Annotated in this window: 25 protein-coding genes and 2 pseudogenes; 16 read left to right on the forward strand and 11 right to left on the reverse strand. The window is 43.2% G+C overall.

All coding sequences use genetic code 11. From position 1 onward, the window contains the following. Positions 1-2: 2 nt before the first annotated feature. From rbsC to rbsD, 3 genes are read right to left on the reverse strand one after another with little or no spacing between them, the layout of a single operon-like run. Positions 3-989: a ribose ABC transporter permease gene (rbsC, locus tag L4C34_RS14575; RefSeq protein WP_428790079.1), complete on the reverse strand. Its 987-nt coding sequence runs from the start codon at positions 987-989 to the stop codon at positions 3-5. Then, a complete protein-coding gene (rbsA, locus tag L4C34_RS14580) occupies positions 986-2,491 on the reverse strand; it encodes a ribose ABC transporter ATP-binding protein RbsA (RefSeq protein ID WP_428790080.1) in 1,506 nt (501 codons plus the stop codon). The genes rbsC and rbsA overlap by 4 nt, the downstream gene beginning before the upstream one ends. A gap of 32 nt (positions 2,492-2,523) precedes the next feature. Then, positions 2,524-2,943: a D-ribose pyranase gene (gene rbsD, locus L4C34_RS14585; protein ID WP_428790081.1), complete on the reverse strand. Its 420-nt coding sequence runs from the start codon at positions 2,941-2,943 to the stop codon at positions 2,524-2,526. A 334-nt stretch (positions 2,944-3,277) separates the two neighbouring features. Here rbsD and L4C34_RS14590 point away from each other — a divergent pair, with 334 nt between their 5' ends. Next, positions 3,278-3,541: a DUF3012 domain-containing protein gene (locus L4C34_RS14590; RefSeq protein WP_428790082.1), complete on the forward strand. Its 264-nt coding sequence runs from the start codon at positions 3,278-3,280 to the stop codon at positions 3,539-3,541. Positions 3,542-3,771: 230 nt separating this feature from the next. Continuing rightward, positions 3,772-5,757 carry a glycogen debranching protein GlgX gene (glgX, locus tag L4C34_RS14595; protein WP_428790083.1) on the forward strand — a complete coding sequence of 662 codons (1,986 nt, stop codon included), beginning with the start codon at positions 3,772-3,774 and terminating at the stop codon, positions 5,755-5,757. A gap of 101 nt (positions 5,758-5,858) precedes the next feature. Here the strand turns inward: glgX and L4C34_RS14600 are convergent, their stop codons facing one another. Next, positions 5,859-7,151 carry an alpha/beta fold hydrolase gene (locus tag L4C34_RS14600; protein ID WP_428790084.1) on the reverse strand — a complete coding sequence of 431 codons (1,293 nt, stop codon included), beginning with the start codon at positions 7,149-7,151 and terminating at the stop codon, positions 5,859-5,861. Positions 7,152-7,411: 260 nt separating this feature from the next. On the opposite strand from L4C34_RS14600, the gene L4C34_RS14605 reads away from it, so the two are divergent. Continuing rightward, positions 7,412-7,843, forward strand: coding sequence for a carboxymuconolactone decarboxylase family protein (locus L4C34_RS14605; protein WP_428790085.1), 432 nt, complete (start codon positions 7,412-7,414; stop codon positions 7,841-7,843). A gap of 50 nt (positions 7,844-7,893) precedes the next feature. Beyond that, positions 7,894-8,811: an alpha/beta hydrolase gene (locus tag L4C34_RS14610; protein ID WP_428790086.1), complete on the forward strand. Its 918-nt coding sequence runs from the start codon at positions 7,894-7,896 to the stop codon at positions 8,809-8,811. A 66-nt stretch (positions 8,812-8,877) separates the two neighbouring features. On the opposite strand, the gene L4C34_RS14615 is transcribed toward L4C34_RS14610, so the two are convergent. Further along, the gene (locus L4C34_RS14615; protein WP_428790087.1) at positions 8,878-9,387 is read right to left on the reverse strand and encodes a cupin domain-containing protein; all 510 of its coding nucleotides are present in this window, start codon (positions 9,385-9,387) and stop codon (positions 8,878-8,880) included. A 306-nt stretch (positions 9,388-9,693) separates the two neighbouring features. Between L4C34_RS14615 and L4C34_RS14620 the strand changes: the two genes are divergently transcribed. From L4C34_RS14620 to L4C34_RS14645, 6 genes are all read left to right on the forward strand, one after another. Then, on the forward strand, positions 9,694-10,938 hold the full coding sequence (locus tag L4C34_RS14620) for an NAD(P)-dependent oxidoreductase (RefSeq protein WP_428790088.1): 1,245 nt from the start codon (positions 9,694-9,696) through the stop codon (positions 10,936-10,938). A gap of 199 nt (positions 10,939-11,137) precedes the next feature. Further along, the gene (locus L4C34_RS14625; protein WP_428790089.1) at positions 11,138-11,653 is read left to right on the forward strand and encodes a cupin domain-containing protein; all 516 of its coding nucleotides are present in this window, start codon (positions 11,138-11,140) and stop codon (positions 11,651-11,653) included. 654 nt (positions 11,654-12,307) lie between these two features. Beyond that, positions 12,308-12,811, forward strand: coding sequence for a hypothetical protein (locus L4C34_RS14630; protein ID WP_428790090.1), 504 nt, complete (start codon positions 12,308-12,310; stop codon positions 12,809-12,811). Then, positions 12,811-13,605, forward strand: a complete 795-nt coding sequence (locus L4C34_RS14635; protein ID WP_428790091.1) for an FTR1 family protein — start codon at positions 12,811-12,813, stop codon at positions 13,603-13,605. Before L4C34_RS14630 ends, L4C34_RS14635 begins: the two co-directional genes overlap by 1 nt. 8 nt (positions 13,606-13,613) lie before the next feature. Beyond that, positions 13,614-15,095, forward strand: coding sequence for a 4Fe-4S binding protein (locus L4C34_RS14640; RefSeq protein WP_428790092.1), 1,482 nt, complete (start codon positions 13,614-13,616; stop codon positions 15,093-15,095). A 25-nt stretch (positions 15,096-15,120) separates the two neighbouring features. Then, entirely contained in the window at positions 15,121-15,657 is a 537-nt protein-coding gene (locus tag L4C34_RS14645) for an iron transporter (protein WP_428790093.1), read from the forward strand. A 232-nt stretch (positions 15,658-15,889) separates the two neighbouring features. Here L4C34_RS14645 and L4C34_RS14650 read toward each other — a convergent pair whose 3' ends face one another. Continuing rightward, complete coding sequence (locus tag L4C34_RS14650; protein ID WP_428790094.1) at positions 15,890-16,711, reverse strand: class I SAM-dependent methyltransferase; 822 nt, start codon at positions 16,709-16,711, stop codon at positions 15,890-15,892. A gap of 324 nt (positions 16,712-17,035) precedes the next feature. On the opposite strand from L4C34_RS14650, the gene napF reads away from it, so the two are divergent. From napF to L4C34_RS14680, 6 genes are all read left to right on the forward strand, one after another. Next, entirely contained in the window at positions 17,036-17,527 is a 492-nt protein-coding gene (gene napF, locus L4C34_RS14655; RefSeq protein WP_428790095.1) for a ferredoxin-type protein NapF, read from the forward strand. After that, positions 17,524-17,838, forward strand: coding sequence for a chaperone NapD (locus L4C34_RS14660; protein WP_428790096.1), 315 nt, complete (start codon positions 17,524-17,526; stop codon positions 17,836-17,838). The genes napF and L4C34_RS14660 overlap by 4 nt, the downstream gene beginning before the upstream one ends. Continuing rightward, a complete protein-coding gene (napA, locus tag L4C34_RS14665; protein WP_428790097.1) occupies positions 17,825-20,314 on the forward strand; it encodes a periplasmic nitrate reductase subunit alpha in 2,490 nt (829 codons plus the stop codon). Before L4C34_RS14660 ends, napA begins: the two co-directional genes overlap by 14 nt. A 107-nt stretch (positions 20,315-20,421) precedes the next feature. Beyond that, positions 20,422-20,877 carry a nitrate reductase cytochrome c-type subunit gene (locus L4C34_RS14670; protein ID WP_428790098.1) on the forward strand — a complete coding sequence of 152 codons (456 nt, stop codon included), beginning with the start codon at positions 20,422-20,424 and terminating at the stop codon, positions 20,875-20,877. A gap of 15 nt (positions 20,878-20,892) precedes the next feature. Continuing rightward, complete coding sequence (locus L4C34_RS14675) at positions 20,893-21,474, forward strand: NapC/NirT family cytochrome c (RefSeq protein WP_428790099.1); 582 nt, start codon at positions 20,893-20,895, stop codon at positions 21,472-21,474. Between the two features lie 10 nt (positions 21,475-21,484). Next, complete coding sequence (locus L4C34_RS14680; protein ID WP_428790100.1) at positions 21,485-21,616, forward strand: TIGR02808 family protein; 132 nt, start codon at positions 21,485-21,487, stop codon at positions 21,614-21,616. A gap of 90 nt (positions 21,617-21,706) precedes the next feature. Here L4C34_RS14680 and L4C34_RS14685 read toward each other — a convergent pair whose 3' ends face one another. The 5 genes and pseudogenes from L4C34_RS14685 to L4C34_RS14705 all read right to left on the reverse strand — a co-directional run. Next, on the reverse strand, positions 21,707-22,456 hold the full coding sequence (locus L4C34_RS14685; RefSeq protein WP_428790101.1) for an SDR family oxidoreductase: 750 nt from the start codon (positions 22,454-22,456) through the stop codon (positions 21,707-21,709). Beyond that, positions 22,449-22,739, reverse strand: coding sequence for a pyridoxamine 5'-phosphate oxidase family protein (locus tag L4C34_RS14690; RefSeq protein ID WP_428790102.1), 291 nt, complete (start codon positions 22,737-22,739; stop codon positions 22,449-22,451). The genes L4C34_RS14685 and L4C34_RS14690 overlap by 8 nt, the downstream gene beginning before the upstream one ends. 126 nt (positions 22,740-22,865) lie before the next feature. Then, positions 22,866-23,570 carry a 2'-5' RNA ligase family protein gene (locus tag L4C34_RS14695; protein WP_428790103.1) on the reverse strand — a complete coding sequence of 235 codons (705 nt, stop codon included), beginning with the start codon at positions 23,568-23,570 and terminating at the stop codon, positions 22,866-22,868. Positions 23,571-23,749: 179 nt separating this feature from the next. Next, positions 23,750-23,845, reverse strand: a pseudogene (locus tag L4C34_RS14700) (GNAT family N-acetyltransferase); the annotation flags it as partial. 55 nt (positions 23,846-23,900) lie between these two features. Continuing rightward, positions 23,901-24,137 (reverse strand): annotated as a pseudogene (locus L4C34_RS14705) (IS5/IS1182 family transposase); the annotation flags it as partial.

Below are 24,137 nucleotides of genomic sequence, written 5' to 3' on the forward strand. Positions count from 1 at the left end.
GTTTATTGTTTACTTTGTTTGTCGACTAATACCGCCAGCAGGATGACACCCGCTTTGGCGATCATTTGGTAATAGGATGAAACATCAAGCAGATTCAGCGCGTTGTTAAGGAAGCCAATAATTAAAGCACCCACCAAGGTCCCCATGATGCGTCCTTTTCCTCCCATGAGACTGGTTCCGCCTAATACAACAGCGGCAATAGCATCAAGCTCATAACCTGTGCCTGCCGTTGGTTGCGCAGAAGATAGTCGGGAAGTCACAATCAGGCTTGCCAACGCAGCCAGCAATCCACACAGGGCATAAACACCTATTTTCACGCGGTCGACATTGATACCCGATAAACGAGTCGCCGATTCATTGCCGCCAAGCGCATACACATAACGACCAAAACGAGTGTGGTTAAGAAGATACCAAGCACCAGCAAACGTCAGCGCCATCAGCCAAACGGGAACCGGAATACCCAAGGCATAACCTGTCCCAAACCATGAAAATTGGTCTGCGACATCAGTAAAACCAGTTGAAATTGGTCGGCCATCGGTAAACACCATGGTGACACCACGTAATAAAGTCATGGTCACTAAGGTCGCGATGAACGCTTGCACTCGGCCTTTGGCAATAATCACACCGCTCATTGCACCGAGGGCTGCTCCAACTAGCAAAGTCGCAGGCACTGCGATAATCACTGGTATTTGAAGGCTAATCAAGGTTGCAGCAACCGCACCGCTCAGCGCCAGTACTGACCCAACACTCAAATCGATACCCGCAGTCAAAATGACCAACGTCATACCAACCGCAATAATCGCGTTCACTGAAGTTTGACGGAAAATATTGGAGATGTTTTCAACGGTGAAAAAATTTGGACTTAATAAAGAAACGATAAAAACTAGTACCAACAGCGCGATTAACGACTTTTGTTCGATGAACCAATCTTTAGTGAAATACGTACGTTTTTTCGGGTTGGGGCTAGTAGTCATGGCTTTGCTGCTCATACGGCTTCCTCACTCAATGTTTTACCGACTGCGCAAGCCAAGATTTGTTCTTGGTTGGCATCTTCTGCTAAAAACTGTCCAGTTAATCTGCCTTCATGCATCACGAGGATCCTGTCACTCATGCCAAGCACTTCAGGCATCTCTGACGACACGAGAATGATACTCATGCCTTCGGCTTTAAACTGGTTAATTAATTGATAAATTTCTTTCTTCGCGCCGACATCGACGCCTCGGGTTGGCTCATCTAAGATCAGAACTTTAGGTCGAGTCATGAGGCCTTTAGCAATGGCCACTTTCTGCTGGTTACCACCCGATAAATTGCCAATTATTTGGTCGCGCGATGGCGTTTTAATATTGAAGAGGCGAATAAAATCTTCGACAGCCATGGCTTCATCGGCGTGTTTGATTTGCCAACCTTTACTCAAGCTGTCTAACGCGCACAACGCCATATTTTCTTTCACCGACAAACCAAGTATCAGCCCATCGCCTTTGCGATCTTCTGAAATATACGCGATGCCCTTTTGCAGACCTTCTTGAGGCGTTTTCGGGTTAATCACTTGTCCATCGAGCTTCACTACGCCGCTTTGTTTTTCTAGTGCGCCGTAGATGACTTTCATCAGTTCAGTACGCCCTGCCCCCATCAAACCAGAGATACCCAGAATTTCACCTTGATGTAGCTCAAAACTAACATCAGTAACGCCTGCTCCAGTCAGTCCGCTCACTTCAAGGGAAGTTTGATCATGTTGGCGTTTGATACGTGGGTATTGGTCTTCCAATTTTCGGCCAACCATCAGCTCAATAAGCTGATCTTCATTGATGTCTTGTACACTACGCTCAGCGATAAATTTACCGTCGCGAAGTACGGTAACATCATCACAGATTTCAAAGATTTCTTTTAAGCGGTGCGATATATACACCACACCACAACCTTGGCTGCGCAGCTCATTGATTACCTGAAATAGAGATGCCGTTTCCGTGTCGGTCAACGCGTCAGTGGGCTCATCCATCACGATAACTTTTGATTCAAATGACAGAGCTTTCGCAATTTCAACCATTTGTTGCTCACCTAAGCTAAGCTCACCAAGCAACATTTTTGAACTGTGTTTTACGTTAAGGCGCTTAAGCAGTTTGTCCGCCTCACCGTGCATCGTTTTCCAACAAATACGGCCAAACTTAGTGGTAATTTCACGACCAAGGAATATATTTTCTGCAATGCTAAGCTCAGGGATTAGGTTCAATTCTTGGTGGATGATACTGATGCCAGCCTGCTGAGAGTCCCTTGGCCCTTCAAAGCACGCGGTTTTCCCCTGATATTCAACTCGCCCAGAATCTAGTGAGTAAATGCCCGTCAGAATTTTCATCAAGGTTGATTTTCCAGCACCGTTCTCGCCCATTAAGGCCATGACTCTACCGGGGTAAACATTAAGGCTCGCCTTGTCCAATGCCTTCACCCCTGGAAACGCCTTTTCTATTGAGTCGAGTTGTAAAATGGCTTTCGTCATATTCTGTTCCTCTTGCATGACTCGCAATGACGTTAAAACACGACGCCAGAATGAAAAATGATGTTGGCGTAAGGTGTACATTCGCCAGTGCGAATCACAGCGCGGCTTTGATGAGTCTGCTGCTTGAACAATTCATGGCTAACGTAACTGATGTCAATGGTCTTGCCCGTTGCTCGCTGCTCATGCTCAAGCGCATCAAGTAGCGCGCGGTGATGATCCGGACTCACCGTCTGGAATTCCTCAGCAAGCGTCACGGCTTGAATTTGGCACTCAGCCAACATCACTTGCACCGTATCGATAAAAGCAGGCATGCCATGAGTTAGCGCAAGGTCGATACGCTGCACCGATTCCGGGATCGGTAGGCCAGCATCACAAATGGTCACTTGATCCATATGGCCGAGTGTCGCCACAAGAAGGGATAAATCCGAGTGGATAAGCATGCCCTTTTTCATTTATCACCTCTATTACAGCTCGTATGGTCAGAGCAATTCCGTCACATAAATATGAAAAGACTCAATATATTAATTTGATACTTATATGAATTTGTTTTCATCGATAGTTCGAACAACAATCGAAACGTTTCGATGGAATCCTAATGATAATTATAAAGCCTGCAATTTGAGGATTAGGGATCTGTGAGATCGATCATCGCTTCAATCTAAAATATCAATAAAAGTGAGATCATGCGCAGATCGGTCAATCTGCGAAACAATTGGTGTATTTTTGACAAGCTAAGAGGAAAGTCAGGTATAGTTTATTGTATTTAAATGGAATATTGGGTTAGACATGAAAAAATGGGCGTTGATCCTTATCGCAGCAGCCAGCTTGGCCGCTTGCTCAGATAGCGTTGGCACCAAATCTTGGTGTAAATCGATGGAAAGTACAGCAAAAGCAGACTGGACAGCACAAGATGCGGTCAATTACGCAAAATACTGTGTTTTTGATAATGCCGTTGGCAGTAAAAGCTGGTGCAACAATATGAAAGATAAGCCTAAAGGCGACTGGACCGGCAATGAAACTTTAGATTTTTCAAAATACTGCCTGTTTTAACGGGTGCTCACCCTAGCGCCGTACTAGATTCCCAAAGCGACGAACAAACTTGGGGCCACTCACTCAATTGATGTACCTGTGGCCTCGATCCTCAAGATCAGAGCAAATCTTTATCCATCAAATAGATGGCTTAGATGAATTTATACCAACTTTTACCTCATTTGGCTCTTGACCTTAAATTCAGAAAGTTTTTTACTAATGGTTCGTGATCAAAAATAAACCAATAGATAATGACGAAATGGCATTCACGCCCTTATCCGTTAGGGGCGACATTAGATAATAACGGTTGTAATTTTTCCATACACTCTCCCAATAAACATGTTCAGTTAGCTCTTTTCGATGGTGATGGGGATAAATACCAAACCTACATCCTCAAAGGCGTTGATAATGGAATTCAACATACCTACGTGGAAGGCGTTAAAGCAGGACAGAAATACGGTTATATTGTTGAGCTTGATGGACACAAGCATCTTGTCTCGGATCCGTGTGCGAAAGCGCTCGATAAATCTCTCATCTACCAGCCTCCATTTACCAGTGCACAAAGTTTTAAGCTAGCAAAGTCTGTGGTTATCGATGCTCAATTTGATTGGCAAGATATCACTAAGCCCAACATTCCAAGAGAAGAACTCGTATTGTTTGAAACTCATGTGAAAGGGCTGACGCAACAAAATCTTAAAATAGATAGGCAGCACAGAGGTCGATATTTAGGCCTTGCTAGCGATGCCATGCTCGCCTTTTATCGCGAGCAAAACATCAATGCCTTACAACTGCTACCAATTGCCGCCTGTATGCACGAACCACACTTGCTCAACATGGATAAGGTCAACTATTGGGGCTACAACCCCTATCTCTTTATGACCCCAGACCCAAGGTACGCATACAAAGACGCCGTCAATGAGCTCAAAACCGCAATTCGGACTCTGCATCAAAACGGCATTGAAGTGATTCTTGATGTCGTTTACAACCACAGTGCAGAAGGTGGAGATTCAGGCCCTGTATTTAACCTGAAAGCACTCGATGAACGCTATTACCTCATGCAAGGCGAAGAGTTTGTCAACTTTACTGGCTGTGGCAATACACTTGATCTCACCTATCAACCGACACTCAATCTGGTGATGGATACGCTGAGGTATTGGGTAAACGAATTCCAAATCGATGGATTCCGTTTTGATCTTGCTGCGACATTGGGTCGAAATGTCGAACAATTCGAACCTGATTCCGCCTTTTTCAAAGCCGTTGCCCAAGATCCAGTATTAAGAGAAGTGAAACTCATCGCAGAACCTTGGGATATTGGCCCGAACGGTTACCAAGTTGGCAATTTCCCCGTTGGTTGGAACGAATGTAACGACCGATTAAGAGATACGACTCGCAGCTTCTGGCGCGGCGATCATGGTTTTCTGAAAGATTTTACCACCCGTATTATGGGGTCGCGCGATCTATACAGTGCTTCCACCTGGCCTTATAAATTGACCGTCAACTACATTACCTATCACGACGGTTTCACTATGCAAGATTTAGTCTGTTACAAAAACAAGCATAACGAAGCCAACGGAGAAGGCAATCGCGATGGGCACGGAGACAATCGCTCAGAGAATTACGGTGTCGAAGGGGAAACTAACAGCCCGAGCATTATCGCAATAAGGGAAAAACAAAAGCGTAACTTTATGGCGAGTTTACTTTTTGCATTTGGTATCCCGCACATCTTAATGGCTGATGTACTTTCCCATAGTCAAAATGGCAACAACAACGCCTACTGCCAAGATAATGAACTAAGCTGGTTAGACTGGCAATTAGACACCACCAAACAGCAGTTTAAGCTGTGGTTATCTGGCATGCTGGAGGCAAGGCAAAAATATATGGCGCCCATCATTCGCGCTTTTTGCGGCGAGAAACGTAATCATAACCGAGTGTTTTGGCGACGATGTAATGGCCATATTGTTGAGCAAGAAGATTGGAATCAACTTGACTCAGTAGCGCTGCACATCGCCATAGGTGAACACAAAGAAGGCCCTGAGCTTTTCTATTGCATCAACCAAACCAACTCACCGACTCGTTTTATACTGCCACAAGATAATCAGCAAAACTGGCAAATGATTTGCAATACTGCCTGTTACGATCTAGAGGTCAAAGCTGCAAAACAAACCGCGCTTATCGCTTCACGTTCGATTGCTATTTATCATTTCCAACCGGAAGAGCAATCGGTAGTTGCAAGCTAAACAGGTTCGCTCAACGAATAGTTGTAAAAATAAAAAACGCTGCCAACGCAGCGTTTTTTATTTCAATGCTAAGACTCCAATCGAGATTGACTTAAGCAAAGCTATTTGGGCAGGTTATCCAATGCATCCGCCATCGCGATCAAACGATCGAGAATATTCTCACCATCAACGCCAATACCATTGTGTTCGTATTCATTGGTGATCCATGCCTTCGACATCGGGATTTTAGCCAGAGTCTCGCGGCTGTAATCAAATTCGACATACATATCGTCGGCATACACGGCGCACGCAACTGGCACCGTATTTCGGCTAAGCACGTCTGCGTTGTAGAGTTCGCCCCAATCTGATTTTTCGGCCAAAAGATGCGCCGCTGCGCGAAGAGATTTCAAGGTATCTAACTCGTCAAACATCCACGGATACACCATTTCACCCGTAAACCAAAATGCTTGTCCCGCTTGATAGTTGAACCTAGGATATTGCTGTCTCACTCTATGCGCCGACCACTTAGAAGCATCCCCTTGGCAGTAGATCGACTCATGCAAAATCGCATAAATAGGATTAGTCAGATAACTTTGCTCTTGCTGCATCTGATTCAAAAAGGCATAGCTCAACTGCTTAGTGCCGTTCACTTCAACAAACGCGCTTTCTAGCAAATAATAAAGCGGAAGATTGGCATTGCCTCTGCCTAAATTAATCCCGATAAGTTGGAATTGCTCTACCGAAAATCTTTGTCCATTTGGTAGCGTTACGTCATTTTCCGATAAGAATCGTGCAATATCACCGCACAATTGTTGCGCTTGAGGGAATTGAGCGAAAAATGTTTGGTTCTTATCAGTCACACGCTGATAAGTCGCCTGATACACATCATCTGCGTGACGTGCAATAGAAGGAATGCCCCCCGTGACATAGCAGCGTAACAAGCTTTCTGGAAATAGAGATAAATAAGTTAGCGTACAAAAACCGCCAAAACTCTGCCCCAAAGTTGTCCACTTTTCTATTCCTAATTGGACACGAATCGCTTCCGCATCGCGCACAATGTTGTCGGCGCGAAAGTGAGTTAAATACTCTGCCTGCTCTTCTGGCGATAGATGAGCCAAAGATTCTTGGTTCACGGCTGAGCTGTTACCAGTCCCACGTTGGTCCAACAGTAATACTCGATATTCTTGCAGAGCTCGTTTCAACCACCCAGACTCACCGCTGGCACGCGGCGACTGAAAGCCTGGGCCACCCTGAAAATACACCAACCAAGGCAGGTCTTGCTGATCTTTATTAACATCGACTAACTCACGAGCGAAGACTTGGAGATGCTCTGAATCCTGTTTTGAATAGCTAAGTGGTAGTGAAAAGTAATGCTGACGATACAGCGTTGATCCGTCAATAAAGCTCATTGGCACGTGAAGTTCCTTGCACTTGAATAAGGTGAATCGCAATCGAGGGGTCCCTCAATACATGAAAATACTGTTTGTATTACATGACAAAGTACTCGCTGCAACGAAAATAGCAAGGGAGGATTCACTAACAAATTCATTCCACATTGCTACTACTCACAACACATTGACACTGTATTTACATACAGGTACGATCACTACACAAACGATAAGTAATTGATATTATTGACACTAAATCTTTATCCTATTTTCGGAGAATTAATTTTATGAGCGACCTGCGCCTTCCCTACTACACACTTTCTTCTGAAGCATTTTCTGGCTTCAAAACAATTAAAAATACCCTAGAAAGTAGCAGCCTCAGTGTAGAGCTCATTGAACTTTTATACATGAGAGTTTCCCAAATTAACGGATGCTCATTTTGTCTGGAAATGCATGGCAAATCTCTGCGAAAACATGGCGAAAGTGATGCCAAAATCGATTCACTGTCTGGCTGGCAGGTAAGCTCGCTTTACTCAACTCAAGAGCGCTTAGCATTAGAGTGGGCAGAGTCGCTAACCCATATTTCAGCCACCAGCACCAGTGATGTTAACTACCAAAAACTCAAAAGCGAGTTCTCCGATCAACAAATCTCGGATATGACGATGGCAATATCTCTAATGAACGGGTTGAATCGCATTGCAATCAGTATGCGCCAATAACTCTAGATCCCAATCAAAGTCACTCAGTAAACCAAATTAGGAATAGGCTCATGACAACCCGTCGTTTAGAAAAAGGAGTCCGTGAATTGGTCACTTCGTTCATCAGCTCTGGCAGCCCTTCCGTTTACCAGCAAACACTTGAAGAACGAAGACAAGGTTATCGGGACAGCGCTCAATTAGCTGGCAGTCTCGAGTCGGTATACCAAGTCACACATTTACAGATTGATGGCTCTAAGTTAAAAATCTATAAACCATTCAACGGCACTAATATGACGGTCGCAGTCTACTTCCACGGAGGCTGTTTTGTGAGTGGCGGATTTGATACCCATGAGCAACAGCTTCGAAAGATTGCTAATTCGTCTGGTGCCATTGTCATTGCAATGGAATATCGACTCGCCCCTGAACACACCTACCCCGCAGCGCATGATGATGCCCTGCACGCTGCGCAGATTATTTATAAGCATTGTCAAAGCTGGGGAGGTAACCCAAAAAATATCACATTTGTAGGTGATAGCGCTGGTGGCCACCTTAGCCTAATTACCAGCCTACGACTCCGAGACCTCGGCAATTGGCAGCCAACCAAGCAAGTTCTGATTTATCCCATGATAGACGCGACTGCGGGAAGTAGCAGTTACATTGAAAACGGCGAACACTACCTCATTACTCGGGAAACTTTGCTTAGCGGCTTTGATATGTACCTGAACGAGTTACCACGCAAACACTCTGAAGCAAGTCCATTGTTTCGCCAAGATCTTCATTCATTGCCAGAAACTCATATATTAGCCGCTGAGTTTGATCCCTTGGTTGATGAAGGGAAGCAGTTGTATCACCAATTAATCGAGTCTGGTGTCAACGCGCACTATCAGTTTTATCCAAACGTGATTCATGGCTTTTTCCAACTCTCCGGCATCAGTCAATCTGCGCGAGCATCTATTCAATACGTCGCGCAGGTGATATCTAGTCAGTAGAGTTCATGCGGAGTACTGTGGCCAACGAACCTAGTTAAGCTGTTATAACAACGGATTTTAATACTTCTAGGCATCGCAAGTATATTGACGAACCCAACTCATGTGTTCAGGGTGTAAACTAAGCAGCTCTTGATATGTCGCTAGGGTGCGATCGAAAATTTCCCAGCCAGGGATGACAACTTCACTGACCAACCCAAAGGACCCGCCTTGCTCTAACTCACTTGATTTCCAGACATTGCTTGGACCTACTAGCTGGAGTTTGTGGCCCTTTGTAATATCAGGCCCAAGAACATGTTCTTCAGTTTTGCCATCCGGATAAATAAATCGATAGGTCAACGGACTTCCTCCGTGATAAAAATGCAAAATAGGTGACAGATTTTTATGGAAGAATCCAATAGCACTTTCTTCCGTCAACATATAATAGATACTGCTTGAAAATTGTCTGAAACCACCGTTGTGCTCTCGGTCAGTTTTAACCTCTGAGCTGCTTTGATACGTTTGCCTAAAGTATCCACCTTCTTCATGAGGAATTAGGTCTAGTTGTTCAATAACCTGTTGATGACTTAAATGTAACATAACCAGTCTCTATTGCTGTTTTGTGCACGGTTTCAAAATTAACGCCTGCATTGGTAATGAAATAGATAATACTTCTATCAGAAAAACAAATTAGGTAAATTTCGTTAGGCTGATAAAACTCACATATAGGAATATTTCTGTCAATATAAGCACAGTGACTTACTTCCTGTTTTTAAATAATTAAATATTTATTAAATAAAGCTGTGAGACTTACATCATAACTCAATAGGGTTTATTGTGTTTACCCATAGAATGGCTTTAACTATATCGCTCTGCTTAAAGCACTCACCAAGGATGATTAATATAGTGAAAAGTATTTTAGACTCAAGTGAAGAGAACTTTGCTCATACTCTTAAGCTTGGAAACTCATCAGACTTCCTTAATAATGAAGGCTATGACTTTTTAAAGAAAGTAACAGATAAATTCATTAATAAAGTAAAAGACCAAATTAATATTATAATGGTTTCTCCTTCCTACGATAGTGACATCCCTATGGTTGAAACATTGAGGAATCATTTCAAGATAGCCGCCTTAATCCCTAAGAACTCAACACTAATACGAAGAAAGTACATCATAGAAAAATACGAAACAACTGGTATTGATGTAGTTTACAATATCAACAAAGGTGACCTTCGTGACCCCATAGTAGCTATTAATTTCATACGAACCCACATTCCGGATGGCGAGAAATTCATAATTATGGACCATGGTGGCTACTTCGCACCTAGTAGCGAAGAAATATGCCATGAATTTGGAGTAGATCAATTTCTAGGCTTTACTGAGTACACAGACAACGGGCACAAAAAGTATGAGAAAAAAATAAGAATCAATCGTCCTGTGATATCCACTGCCCACTCCTATCTAAAGGAGCCATCTGATCGCGAGGCTGGAGAGTCCGTCACACATGCCCTTGATCATGTCTTAAGGGACAGCTTTGGGCTAAAAGCAAAAAGTATTCACCAGCTTTCGTTTGGCATCATAGGCTTTGGAAGACTGGGCAAAGGTGTCGCTGAGCAGCTAAGAAGGCGAGGTGTTAGTTATATTAAAGTCTCAGACAAAAGTCACAAACAACTAATCAATGCGCCTAGTCTAGGATTTCATGTTTCATCAACCGATGACATATGCAAGACGTGCAATGTCATAATATCAGCCACGGGATCTGCTGCACTAAAACCACATCACTATTCAGAGCTCAAAAACAACACATTAATCACCACGGTGACTTCTCCTGATGATGAGTTAAAAATAGACGAGTTACTCGATGAGAGGATTTTAGTGGATGGGCGCGAGAAAGACCTGATTACATCCTATAGAGTTAGTAAAAGTGGTAAGAAGATACATTTACTACTTAATGGAGAATCAGCTAATACATTGCTAAGATCTGGTATTGGAGATCCAAGCATATTCCTACCTATCGCAGCCCAATTAGTCGCCAATCTAATATTAGTAAATAATCACAAAACCTTGAAGCCATTCATTCAACCAATTTCTGATGTTTATGAGGAAGAAATAGCGTTTTTTTGGAATCAATGCTTTTATGGTATAGACTGACATATATCCTAACCTTATAACCATGATATTTATAAGCTGAAGTCTCTAAAACTGCATGGCGCTTTTAATACGTACAATTCGTAATTTCATATTTATATGTCGAATACAAAAATAAAAAACACTACGAAGATCGAAATAGATAGCATTGACAGTGATGTTGTATCTGAGATCCTTATATAATTATAATTTAGGTGAGTTTGTGTTAAATATTGACCAAGATGAGCTAATTGAACAACTAGACCTCATTCCACATGAGGAGGGGGGCTATTACAGTCAAACCTATAAAAGTCAGGATGAGGTTAAGACCGAAAGAGAGCACAACAATGGAGTTCGATGTTTTTCAACTTGTATTTACTACATGTTAACCGAAGGTAGTCCTATAGGCTCCTTCCATAAAAATCTCTCTCCTAATTTGCACTTTTACCATGGAGGGAGCCCAATCACTTATCGCTTCATTTATCCGGATGGAAGAGCGGAAGAACAGATTCTAGGGCCAGATGTCAAAAATGGGCACAAACTTCAGCTTATCGTGCCTGCCGATGTTTGGAAGTCAACGGAAATAGGAAAAGATTATCCATTTGGTTTAGTGAGTGAAGTTGTGCAACCTGGCTGGGATGAGAATGACTGCATCCTTGCGGAATATGACACTCTGGTCGCCCTTTATCCCGAGCATAGTGAGTGGATCAAGCAGTACAGCTATGATCGTGAAAAATGATAAAATGCAGCGCCGTCGAAAAATTACTTATTTTAATCTCAATAATGAAGAATTCTGGCTTCCACTAAACTGTGCATCAGAACCAAATACAGATTGAGTCCAAGTCTGCCTACTATCTACTAATAGGTACAATCCCATATCTGTAAGACACTGATTACCGAAACCTTATGAGGGTGATACATACCCTCATATACTCCCTCCCGTATCAGAAGACATGCAATATTGGTCTTAATTTGAAACCATCCGACTCCAACCAAGCCTTACCATTTTTGTTCAGAAACACGCTTAAAAGAGCTCAAACGTGTACGTTATTTGAAGAGACTTCCCCACTTCGCTTAGAGCCAAAATTTAACCTTGAAACATAAACAAACCTTGTCGTCCCCAAAGAGCGTCGAAAATTTAACGCTGAAAATTTAAAGGCTTACTCATTTACATTGCCCACCAAGGGATCACATTTGGAATAAAAGATTTCAAAATTGGTAGTTAACTTGCGTGACTCAAAATTAGAATCAAACCTTAATTGTTGTATTTCAACTAGTTATACCAATAAATATGATAGAAACAGATTCTTACAGTTACTTACAGTTCGAAAAACATAATTGTAATGAGAATTATAGTCATTTAGGATTGCATTCTCAGTAAAGGGTAGGGTCCATGATGACAAAGAAAATCTCTCTGTTTTTTGTAGTGTTAATCGTTATTTTTATTTCAGCAAGTTTGTATATATTTAAGACTAATGACCAAGCTGTCTCCAATAGCCAACCACAAAGCACTGACAAGCACTCCTCTGGATTGCCCCCTCATAGCACTGATTCAATATACACTCAAAAAGCAAAGCAAATATGTAACATGATGGTTCAATCCTATGCCCTATTGGGGAAAGGAAAAGTAGAAGACGCTCAAAGCATGTCGTCGAACGCATATTGGGACATCTATGATGGTGTAATCGAAATAAAGTATCGCTCATATGCGTCACCATCAGAGATTTACGATGTAGAGCAGAAGTTCCACACACTCACCAACCTCATTACCAATCCGATGACTCAGGAAAAAGAAGTGCGTATTAAGAAGAAAATGGATGATGTTTGCAGTGAAGTAATGAGAGAAGCAGATCTACTTAATACCGAGTTGAATGGAACAACACAGGTGGCTAGCTAATGCTTGATGTGAATTTCATTTCCGCGTTGTCTTCTTCTTTTTGGATCATACCTCGAGAAGGAACGGAGGCGTTGCTTGTTGTCATCATGTTGGTTTCTGCTTTGAATGAATCTGGTAGAGAAAATAAGGTCGGCATAATTTATAAAAACTGTATAGCAGCTCTAGTCGCTGGATTGTTCCTTGCCATTGGATGTATTTATTTAAAAACTATTTTCACAGGACAAGCCAGAGAAGTCAGCGAAGGAGTCGCCAGTTTAATCGCGATGAGCATGCTGCTATATGTAAACTTTGAAACCTTCTCCAAACCTGAACAGCTGCATAAACTGAGTTTATTTGGGCTGGGTTCGCTAGCGTTTGTCAGTGTATTTAGAGAATTAGCAGAAACTATTTTATTTTACTATGGCCTTTTTCAAGGGAACGCATCTCAGCAATTTGGAACCTTATCTGGTTTGATGCTAGGGGTAGTATTGCTGTCTATATTATTGCTTCTTTATAAACATTCTTCAGATAAATATAAGAAAGTGAATAAAGTGATATTCTCTTTGACACCTTGGTTCATCTTTATCTTGGCGGTGATGTGTGTCGGAAATGCTGTTAATGCGTTTCAAGAAGCCAACTTGTTAGGCTTTACTCCGACGAAATGGATGTTTAACAACGATATTCTAAAATCCCAGTCGAGTGTTGAATACCTGATCAGTATTGGTATGTTTTTTATTTCAACCGGCTTCTTATTCCTTAAGCAGTTTAGTAAATCAACCAAAGATTTGGTTTTATATTTAGCAAGCAGTCGCTAGGTATTCGTATGAATGTTGGCGATCGAATCGATATCAGTGATATCACAAGTACAGGGTTTCAGAAGAATCGACTAGTCTGGTTGGAAGCAATCTTTATAAAAACAAGAAAGTACTTCTTCCTTATACAAGCTCTAATGTTCATCGTGTTTTTATACCTCAGTATCGGGCCCTTATATGCACCAATACCGAAATCACATGACACTATTTTTACTAACTTAACGTTACTAAGCCAGTTTGCGTTTTGGGGCATTTGGTATGGATTTACCCTGCTGTCGGTAATCTTTGTCAGTCGGTTGTGGTGCGGCTTACTGTGCCCGTTGGGGGCACTATCTGAATGGGTGGGGAAACTGGGTCTGAAGAAAACCACACCATCATGGGTGAAATGGAATGGTTGGCTTGTGGTCATGTTTGTGGTCGTGACGATTCTTGGACAAACCATGGATGTACGCGATGATCCTAAGGGCTTGGTTTTACTTTTCCTCTATATATTTACTCTAGCAATCATAATAGGCTTGATCTACGGGAAGAAAGGAAGCCGCCCTTGGTGTCGGTATTTCTGCCCGATAGGAAAAATATTGGGTGTGGTGTCTAGAGTTGGCATATTGGACTTTCGCCCGAATAAAAAAAGAAAGAACGTCGATGACTTACCTGAATACGTCGAAAAAGGGCTATGTCCGACTGATTATAATTTGTCGATAAAATCATCAACATTGAACTGCATTGCTTGCGGGGCATGTGTTCACGCCAAGCCAAAAGCCATGTTAGGGCTATATATTAGGCGACCAGGAGATGAAGTTAAGGACATTGATAATCGTGGCTCCAATTGGTCAGAAGTTTTGTTTATCTTACTGGCACCCGGCCTAGCCGCTGGAGGTTTTTTATGGACGATTCTCAATAATTATACGGATCTTCGGGAGTATATTGGCGGGTATTTATTAGATGAGAATATGCTGTCTTGGTTTAACGAGGCTTCACAGTTAGTCTCCTCTCAAACTTGGAATCAACACTATAACTGGTTAGACGTCGTAACAATTTCAGCCTACATGTCTATTTACGGGATTGTGATTGCATTATTTTTAGCAATATCGAATGCAGCTGTTGCTAAATTACTCACCCGAAATAGGGATGACTTTATTACTTGCTTTAAAGGTATCGCCTACCAGTTGATCCCAATTTCTATATTGTCAATAGTTATTGGTCTGTGCGGTAAGTTTTTCTCCGTATTAAATTCAGATTTTCATGTACCAAATAATGTGGATGTCTGGATTAAAATATTGATGCTCGGCTCAAGCATGATTTGGAGCTTAGTCTTAAGCTGGAAGTTTATTCAGAGTTATAAGCAAGTAAACACAATTAGCAGAATGGCGTCATATTGTATTCTAATTTTTAATGTCGGCGTTATTTTATATTTATGGTGGCCCGCGATTTTAGGCCAAGGCCCCATGTCAGAAGTAGAAATGATTAGGCAGCACATCATTGTGCCTAGTTAATAATTAAATAAAAAAGGTTTCTAATATGAAAAAGCTCTTAAAGCCAGTAACGTGGGCCGCACCGCTATTAGCGTTGGCCTCCACGGCGGCTTACGCAGATCACCCAATAACCAAGCCAACAGTTTACCAAAACAAAGTCGAGACGGCGTTAATTTGGGTTGAGCCTGTCACTATGGCACCAATGCCAACGATGAATAAAGAAAAGTGGGATATCCACAATGAAGTGGATATGCATGAGATTCGTGGCTCTTCAATGGGCTTTGGCGCTGGCGGTTGGATCCCGGGTGCGAATATCGCGTGTACCATTAGCAAAAAGAACTCTGACTGGAGAATCGTATTCTCTATGATGCCGATGGTTGCAAATGATGGACCGCACTACGGAAGAAACGTCAAATTAGACGGTCCAGGCGTTTATGAAGAAATGTGTCATATTGATCCGCCAGATTGGACTGGTTTCTTCCGACACACCGACAAAGAAACCGGTACTGCTCCTTACTTCAAGCCTTATTCGATCTCAGGCAGCTTCAAATGGCTAGGCAGCGGCAAAGCGGGCGGCTATTAATCGCGCATTGCTGAGATCTAGGAAAATGGTAAAGCCCAGTTTGAGAGTGGGCTTTTTGTTATCTATGAACTCGCAATATTGGTTGCTCTTGATGAAAGAAGCATCTATTTCTTTGCGTTATCTGAAGACTGTAATTATCAGCCTAGCCCTTCGAACCTGATAATTATCCTATACATAAAACTTCATCCTATAAAACTAAGCAGATTTAGAATTACAACAACCATTAAATCTCTCATATATTTCTTATCTGGCATTTTATTAACACCCTCGGGTAAGTGATACGATCAAGTTTGGTGTTGTGAACTTCTTTTTGGAAGAGGTTATAAAATTCATTGATAGCGCGACTTTCAATACCCTCGTCATAATATCTCTGTGAAGTATATGCTTTGATCGGGCCAGAATTGAATACTTGGATTGTTTCTTCAGGCGACAAGTCATAGATGAAATCTTTTGCGATTATATCTTGTACATCAAACTTGTGGTCTTGGAGAAAGGCGCGATATTCATCTTCTGATTCCAAATGCATGCAGGGAAAATGGTGACCTTTAAGCAAGTCATCAATGAAAAAATGCTGACTTCTCAGTGTATCAATAAGCTCTAGAAACTCAGGGCACCATCTTGATTTATAAGAAGACTGGATGAAAAAAGCCCCATCAGGGTTCAATTGTCCACGGATATTCGCTAAACCCGCCTCGTAATCTGAAAACCATTGAAAAGATGAGTTGGAAAAAACGAAATCATATTTCGTATCCACCGAGTATTCTTCTATCGAGGTCCGCTTAAAAGCAATGTCTTCTGAATAACCGCTGGCTTGTGCTTCTTGAATCATTTCAGGTGATTGGTCAATGGCATGAAATGTACGGGGTTTGAAGCTATCGAATAAAAATTGACTGACCTTCCCTGAGCCACAGCCAACGTCGAGCATCACCTTGCCCGGCTCGATTGCGGGAGAAGCGAATGCGGCTAGAGCCTTGGCGGCATCAAATTGTATAAAAGCATTCTTCGAGTAGTTGCTCACGTAGTCCGGTCTGATTTCAGATAAAAACTGCGACATATCAACGTATCCTTTTAATTACTGCGTATTTCCGCTTCAACTGGCTGAAAACTTTAAACTAGTAATCATACACTTAAAAATTAATGTCATCGCTATATATGTACTCGCCATGATATGTAGCTAGATTCGAGGGAACACTTTCACCCGCGTCACAATTGCATACCTCAACCAGCATTACGGACGCTCATCTGATTGAAAATTGATCTAAAACAATTTTTATTAACAAATCACTCATAAGATGGTTTCTATGCCATCAGTTTTGCGCAAAGCAATCGTTGATGAGCTAGGCTTTAACAGCATTTATTCTTCAGAGCTGAGGTAAGCGTGGTTAATTTTTCTAAGAGGAAACTTTTGCTCAGGCAAGAAGCACACTTTTTGCCGTGGCTAACGAATTCCGATTCGTTCTTCGATGACTGCACGCAATGCCAAAAGTGCGTCAATAGCTGCGAGACCAAAGTCATTGAGCTGACTTCCAACGGCTACCCTACTCTCAATTTTACCAAAAATGAATGCTCGTTTTGCTACCAATGTGCCGCTTCCTGTCCTGAAAAGCTGTTTTCCGACCGCAATGAAAAACCATGGAATGTGATCGCTTCAATTAATGAACAGTGTTTGGCCAAACACAATGTCGAGTGCCGCAGTTGTAGTGATGCATGTGAACGCAGTGCGATTACCTTTCAATTGATTGTTGGTCACAGCGCGCAACCGAACCTCGACATCAACGAATGCACAGGATGTGGCGCATGTGTCTCCATCTGCCCGTCACTCGCTATATCTATAACGCCACAGGAAGCTGAAATAAGGGAGAGTCTATGAAGCATCAGGAAGTGCATATTTCAAGCTTGGTTGTTTACCTTCCCCCTGAGCATCTGACCGAGGTTAGTCGCAAAGTCGCATCATTCGACAATACCGAGATTTATGCCCAAAGCCCAGAAGGCAAGTTAATCATAGTATTAGAGACCAAAAGCCAGCATCAGGCTTCAGATATTATTTCAAACATCGAGGCTCTGCCTAATGTGTTAAGCACAGTTCTCATCTACCACCAAATTGACAGTGAAGCTGAATGCCAAGAACCGGATGAAAACATGCTCACCAAAAAAAACGGAGTGATACATGAAAATCACTAGACGTGCATTTATCAAAGCGCAAGCAGCCGCTTCCGCCGCCGCAGCTGCTGGTGTGGCACTTCCCGCTTCCGCCACCAATCTCATTGTCCAATCAAGCCAAACAAAAATCACATGGGACAAAGCGCCGTGTCGCTTTTGTGGTACCGGATGCTCAGTGTTGGTCGGGACCCAAGATGGTAAAGTAGTGGCCACTCAAGGCGATCCAAAATCCCCAGTAAACAAAGGACTTAACTGTATTAAAGGCTATTTCCTGTCTAAAGTCATGTATGGGAAAGATCGTCTAACGCAGCCTCTGCTCCGCATGAAAGACGGCCAATTCCATAAAGACGGTGACTTTACTCCAATAACATGGGATGCGGCATTCGACATTATGGCCGTCAAATGGAAAGCCGCTCTAAAAGAGAAGGGCCCGACGAGTATTGGTATGTTTGGCTCCGGACAATGGACCGTTATGGAAGGCTACGCCGCTGTCAAATTGATGAAGGCTGGTTTTCGATCCAATAATATTGATCCCAACGCGCGTCACTGCATGGCTTCGGCGGTTGGAGGCTTTATGCGCACATTCGGCATTGATGAGCCAATGGGCTGCTACGATGATTTCGAGCATGCTGATGCGTTTGTGTTGTGGGGATCCAATATGGCGGAAATGCACCCCATTTTGTGGACAAGGATTACCGACCGACGTTTAAGCCACTCGCATGTCAAAGTAAACGTTCTATCGACCTACTATCACCGATCATTTGAGTTGGCCGACACCGGATATATTTTCAAACCGCAAACCGATCTCGCCATCGCTAACTTTATCGCCAATTACATTATCAGTAACGATGCAGTGAACTGGGATTTCGTTAAAAAACACACCCATTTCAAACAGGCGACCACCGACATTGGTTATGGCTTGCGCGACACGGATCCATTGCAACAAAAAGCAAAGCACCCAAACAGTGGTGCAATGTCATCGATAACGTTTGAAGAATATAAACGCTCAGTGGCGCCTTATACCGCCGAATACACCTCAGAATTATCTGGAGTGTCTGAAGATAAATTGATTGAGCTCGCCAAACAATACGCCGATCCCAATATAAAAGTCATGTCCTTGTGGACAATGGGAATGAACCAACATACCCGTGGCGTATGGATGAACAGCTTGGTTTACAATATTCACCTTTTAACAGGAAAGATCTCAACGCCGGGCAACAGTCCTTTTTCACTAACTGGACAGCCTTCTGCGTGCGGCACCGCTCGCGAAGTCGGGACTTTCTCTCATCGATTACCGGCAGACATGCTCGTTGCCAACCCAAAACACCGAAAAGTTGCTGAAAAGATCTGGAAATTACCAAGTGGGACAATACCAGCTAAGCCGGGCGCTCACGCAGTTCAGCAAGATCGGATGTTGCACGACAAAAAAATTAATGCCTATTGGCTTCAGTGTAATAACAATATGCAGGCCGGACCCAACATCAATGCTGAGAGACTCGCAGGCTATCGCGACCCCAGCAACTTTATTGTTGTTTCGGACCCTTACCCAACAGTGAGTGCTCAAGCTGCTGATCTCATATTACCGACTGCGATGTGGATAGAAAAAGAAGGGGCATACGGAAACGCGGAACGTCGCACACAAGCTTGGTATCAACAAGTGCCCACAGTTGGGGAGGCCAAGTCCGATCTCTGGCAGGTCATGGAATTTTCGAAGCGCTTCAAAATGACAGAAATTTGGCCAGAGGATCTGCTCGCTCAGAAACCTCAATATCGAGATAAAACCATGTATGACGTGCTGTTTAAGAATGGGCAAGTCGACAAGTTCCCCATCAAGGAAGCGCGTACCCTCAATGATGATGCGCATCATGCCGGATTCTACGTACAGAAAGGGTTATTTGAGGAATACGCCACCTTTGGCCGTGGCCACGGACATGATTTAGCGCCATACGATCTTTACCACAAAGTGAGAGGGCTACGTTGGCCTTATGTGGATGGCGAAGAAACGCTCTGGCGCTTTAAAGAAGGCAGCGACCGCTACGCAAAAAAAGGATCAGGGTGGGACTTTTACGGTAAACCGGATGGAAAGGCGCTGATTATTTCTGCTCCGTATGAACCGCCGCCGGAGTCCCCCAATGAAGAGTTTGACCTTTGGCTGTGTACTGGTCGAGTTCTAGAGCATTGGCATACCGGTACCATGACAAGAAGGATTCCTGAGCTCTACCGAGCTGTGCCCGACGCGCTATGTTACTTAAACCCTGCCGATGCGAAAGCCCGAGGGTTACGTCGAGGTGATGAAGTTGCCATATCGAACAAACGCGGAAAGGTTCACGCGAGAGTCGAGACTCGTGGGCGAAATAAGCCTCCTAAGGGATTAATATTTGTCCCATTTTTTGACGCGAGCATTTTGGTCAACAAGCTCATTTTGGATGCAACCGATCCATTATCAAAGCAAACTGATTTCAAAAAATGCCCAGTAAAAATCACTAAAGTTAGCTAAAAACAAAGCTTAACGTTACTGGCTAATTGAGACTACCTAACTACAGGGGTCCAATAGTAATTTACCAATAATAGGTAACAAGTGACGAGCAACAGGTGGATAAACGTATGCAAAAAGTACTGATAGGATTGGCACTATTCGCAGCGATGGTGACAGGGCTTTGCCAAGCCGCACTAGAAAACCCAGGCGGCGTGGGCGATGTGGCGTCCCTACGTGGTTTGGTCAATATTGAAGACCTACCACCAGTTGAGTCCATGAAAAAGTACCCGAGGGAGCAGGTGTTGGTCAGTGACTACGTTTACCAGCCTCCTCTCATCCCACATAATATCCGCAGCTATGAAGTCTCACTCAATGCGAATAAATGCCTCTCCTGCCATAGCTGGAAGAACGCAGTGCAGATGGGCGCGACCAAAATCAGTGTGACCCATTATGTGACTCGGGAAGATACTGTACTTGCGGATGTGTCCCCTCGTCGATATTTTTGTTTGCAGTGTCATGTTCCTCAAGCAATAGCAAAACCCTTAGTTGGAAACACCTTTACTCCCGTTGAATCGTTGCGTTAAACCAAGGGGCTACGTATGAAAAAATTGCTTGTATCGTTTTGGCAACGATTGAAAAAACCCAGCCTAGCACCTGTCGGCATCGTGCTCTTCATGGGATTTATTGGTGGGTTAGTATTCTGGGGCGGTTTCAATACCACAATGGAAGCCACCAATTCAGAAGCGTTCTGCTCCAGCTGTCACGCGCCGATCGTGGCTGAAATTCAAGAAACGATTCACTATTCAAATCGTTCTGGTGTCAGAGCCATTTGCTCCGACTGCCACGTTCCCCATGAGTGGACGGACAAAATAGTACGAAAAGTTCAGGCATCTAAAGAATTATTTGCCTATTTTATCCTCGATACAATTGGCACCCAAGAAAAATTTCAGGAAAGGCGAGCTCACCTTGCTGAAAGAGAATGGGCAAGGATGAAGAACAATGATTCACTAGAGTGTCGGAATTGCCACCAGTTTGAATATATGGATTTCTCAGAACAAAGTACAAGAAGTGCGAAACAACATTCCACGGCATTGGCTTCTGGGGAAAAAACTTGTGTAGATTGCCATAAAGGTATCGCTCACCATCTTCCAGATATGAGCGGCGTCGCCGGCTGGCATTAGGGGGTACGTAATGAGCACACTTGAATCTGTTATTTGGCACGTTTTAGGCTACGGTGCCATCCCTGTGATTATTTTATCTGGGTTTGCTGCTGTTGCTTTAGTCTCAATTTGGGCTCTGTCTAAAACCGCCGATAAGAACTAACCGTAATGGGCATTGCTAGGCTAAAGCGATGCTCACACTACGATTTATCTACCAATAACTTTTACAAGTAACTTTAATAAATAGCTTTAATTACAGGCCGCCGCATAGGTCGGTAAAGCTACCCGTCACAAACGACGCTTCATCGCTGAGCAGCCACAAGATTGCATTCGCGACTTCTTCAGGCTGCCCTCCACGCTGCATCGGGAAGTTTTTCGCAATCCGATCAACGCGATCAGGCTCCCCGCCGTCTTTATGAATATCGGTATGAATACCACCGGGGCGTACACAATTGACGCGAATGCCCTCTGCCGCCACTTCTTTAGCAAGCCCAACAGTGAATGTGTCCACTGCGCCTTTGGACGCGGCATAATCAACATATTCAAACGGCGATCCGCTCTTCGCAGCACCAGAAGAGACGTTCACGATAGCACCGCCTTGCCCGCCACGGGAAGTCGCCATTCGTTGTATCGCTTCTTTTGAACAATAAAACTGACTGAGCACATTGGTCACCAACACTTCTTTGAACCTGTCTCCATCCATTTCCATCAGCGGCATTTTGGTTTTCAAAATCCCAACATTGTTTACAAGATGGGTGACTGGGCCCAATGTCCGATCAATGTCTGCATAAAGTGTTTTTACCTGCGATTCGCTCGATACGTCCGCCTGCAGCACAATGCACTCCGCCCCTAGCGTTTGCACTTGGTCTTGCACGTTTAAAGCAGACGCTTTGTCGCTAAGATAATTAATACAAACCGCGTAGCCTTGCTTGGCCGCCGCTATCGCTGTTGCCGCGCCAATTCCTCGGCTAGCACCCGTGATGAGTAACACTTTTTTATTCATGGAATTTCCCTATGTAAGACATTAAGGCTGAAGGAGGCAATGCGATTTTAGGGTCTAGGCTAAGCTCATGACCCTTTGCCGAGTCATAGTAGGAGCAAAAGACGAGCCCAGATTCAGAGGCGTGCTTAAGGTCGACAAATCGGCCAGACGGAAAGCCATCACGGTCGACAGTCGAGACACAAACTGCGCCATCGTAATTCAACCCTCGCGTGTTTTTCGCTTTTTTCCAAAGAGAGAGTAGCGATGTGACTGGGTGCTCTGATATGAGTGATTGATAATCCACGTTGCTTCCTTTCCTTGGTTAACAAGCACGTAATATCCTATATTTACCTAAATTCATCAATAGGTTGAGTGGATTAAAATGCAGACTGGCTCAAGTCCCAGTGATAGGGAACCTCAGAATAAACCTTTATTTGAAATCAAGCGTTAATGGAGACTCTGCTAGCCGTTTTGTATTATCTTTTTTCAGATACCAGTCATTAAATACGAGTTCCACCTTATCTACCGTATGTACACCAAAATCAAATTCGCGGTAGGCATTCAAGCACTCAAGTAACTTGTTCGAATCACGTAATGATTCCTTAAACCTCACTATCGTAGAGTGGGCTGTGGCAATGTTATATCGTTGATCACAACTCATATGCAGCTTTGAATTTCTAAATGCAACCCTCAGTTTCTGCCTTAAATTCGATAATAATTCATTTTGCATAAAGCCTTGTAAAAGTACGCAGCTAGGCGAAGCGGTAATACCCTTAAATTGGATTTCAAATGAGCCGATATCTCTCACTGCTTCCTTAAATACTTCTGCGTAATCTTGTCCTTCACTCTCCGACAAGTGAAAGCCTTCAAAGCAGGTGATAATAGTTAAAACAGTTAAATGTAAACCAGATATTGGTTGGTAATATTGCTCGGGTTCTAAAGATTTCAGCTCACTCAGAAAGCTTGATATATTGCTTGTCAATGGCTTGCTATCACTTAGGTAAGACAGCGATGTAATTCCACGACGACTGTCAGCTGAGTTATCGATCATAGGATCAGTTTGACATTGGCTAGCAGTTACAATGCGTTCAAAATTTCGCCACATTTTGTCGTAGATATGTTTTTCTTCTCTCATCAAGTACCACTTATTATTTTCACAGGCTGTTTCGTCCTAAATTAGCGAAAGATCTTTATACTCCTCCAACTAATACGAGAGTGAGAACACTGCTAATAAAAATGAGTTTACTCTTTACATGAATTGATTTTTTAACAAACAAAATCATTACCTTAGGGTGATATCTTTAGACTTACATTCTACTCCAATTCCCATTCACTAGATAGAACCGACATTAATACTTTATCCACAAACTGGCCATCGCGAAAACCTGACTGGCGCATTATACCTTCGTGTGGCGTTGTTGAACAAATCAGGTTGAAGACAGATCTTACCTACGCTTAGCTTCCGTTAGTGTCTAACAGGCATACCTAGTCCTATGACTTTGTTCATGGCTTTGACATTAGCGAGTGCCTCACCGACTTGAGCGTTGTAATGCCTTAAGCTCAATTGACCGCTAGTGAGTCCTTTGTATCGAGACATGGCCGTCTCAGACAGGGAGCGGTCATGGTAACCAGAGTCGATTTTCCATTGGGTTAACGTGTCATTTTTTAACGCTTTAACCGCTTCGTTTCTTGGGTGCCCATC

Source organism: Vibrio profundum (genome assembly GCF_050337555.1).
GTDB lineage: Bacteria > Pseudomonadota > Gammaproteobacteria > Enterobacterales > Vibrionaceae > Vibrio > Vibrio profundum.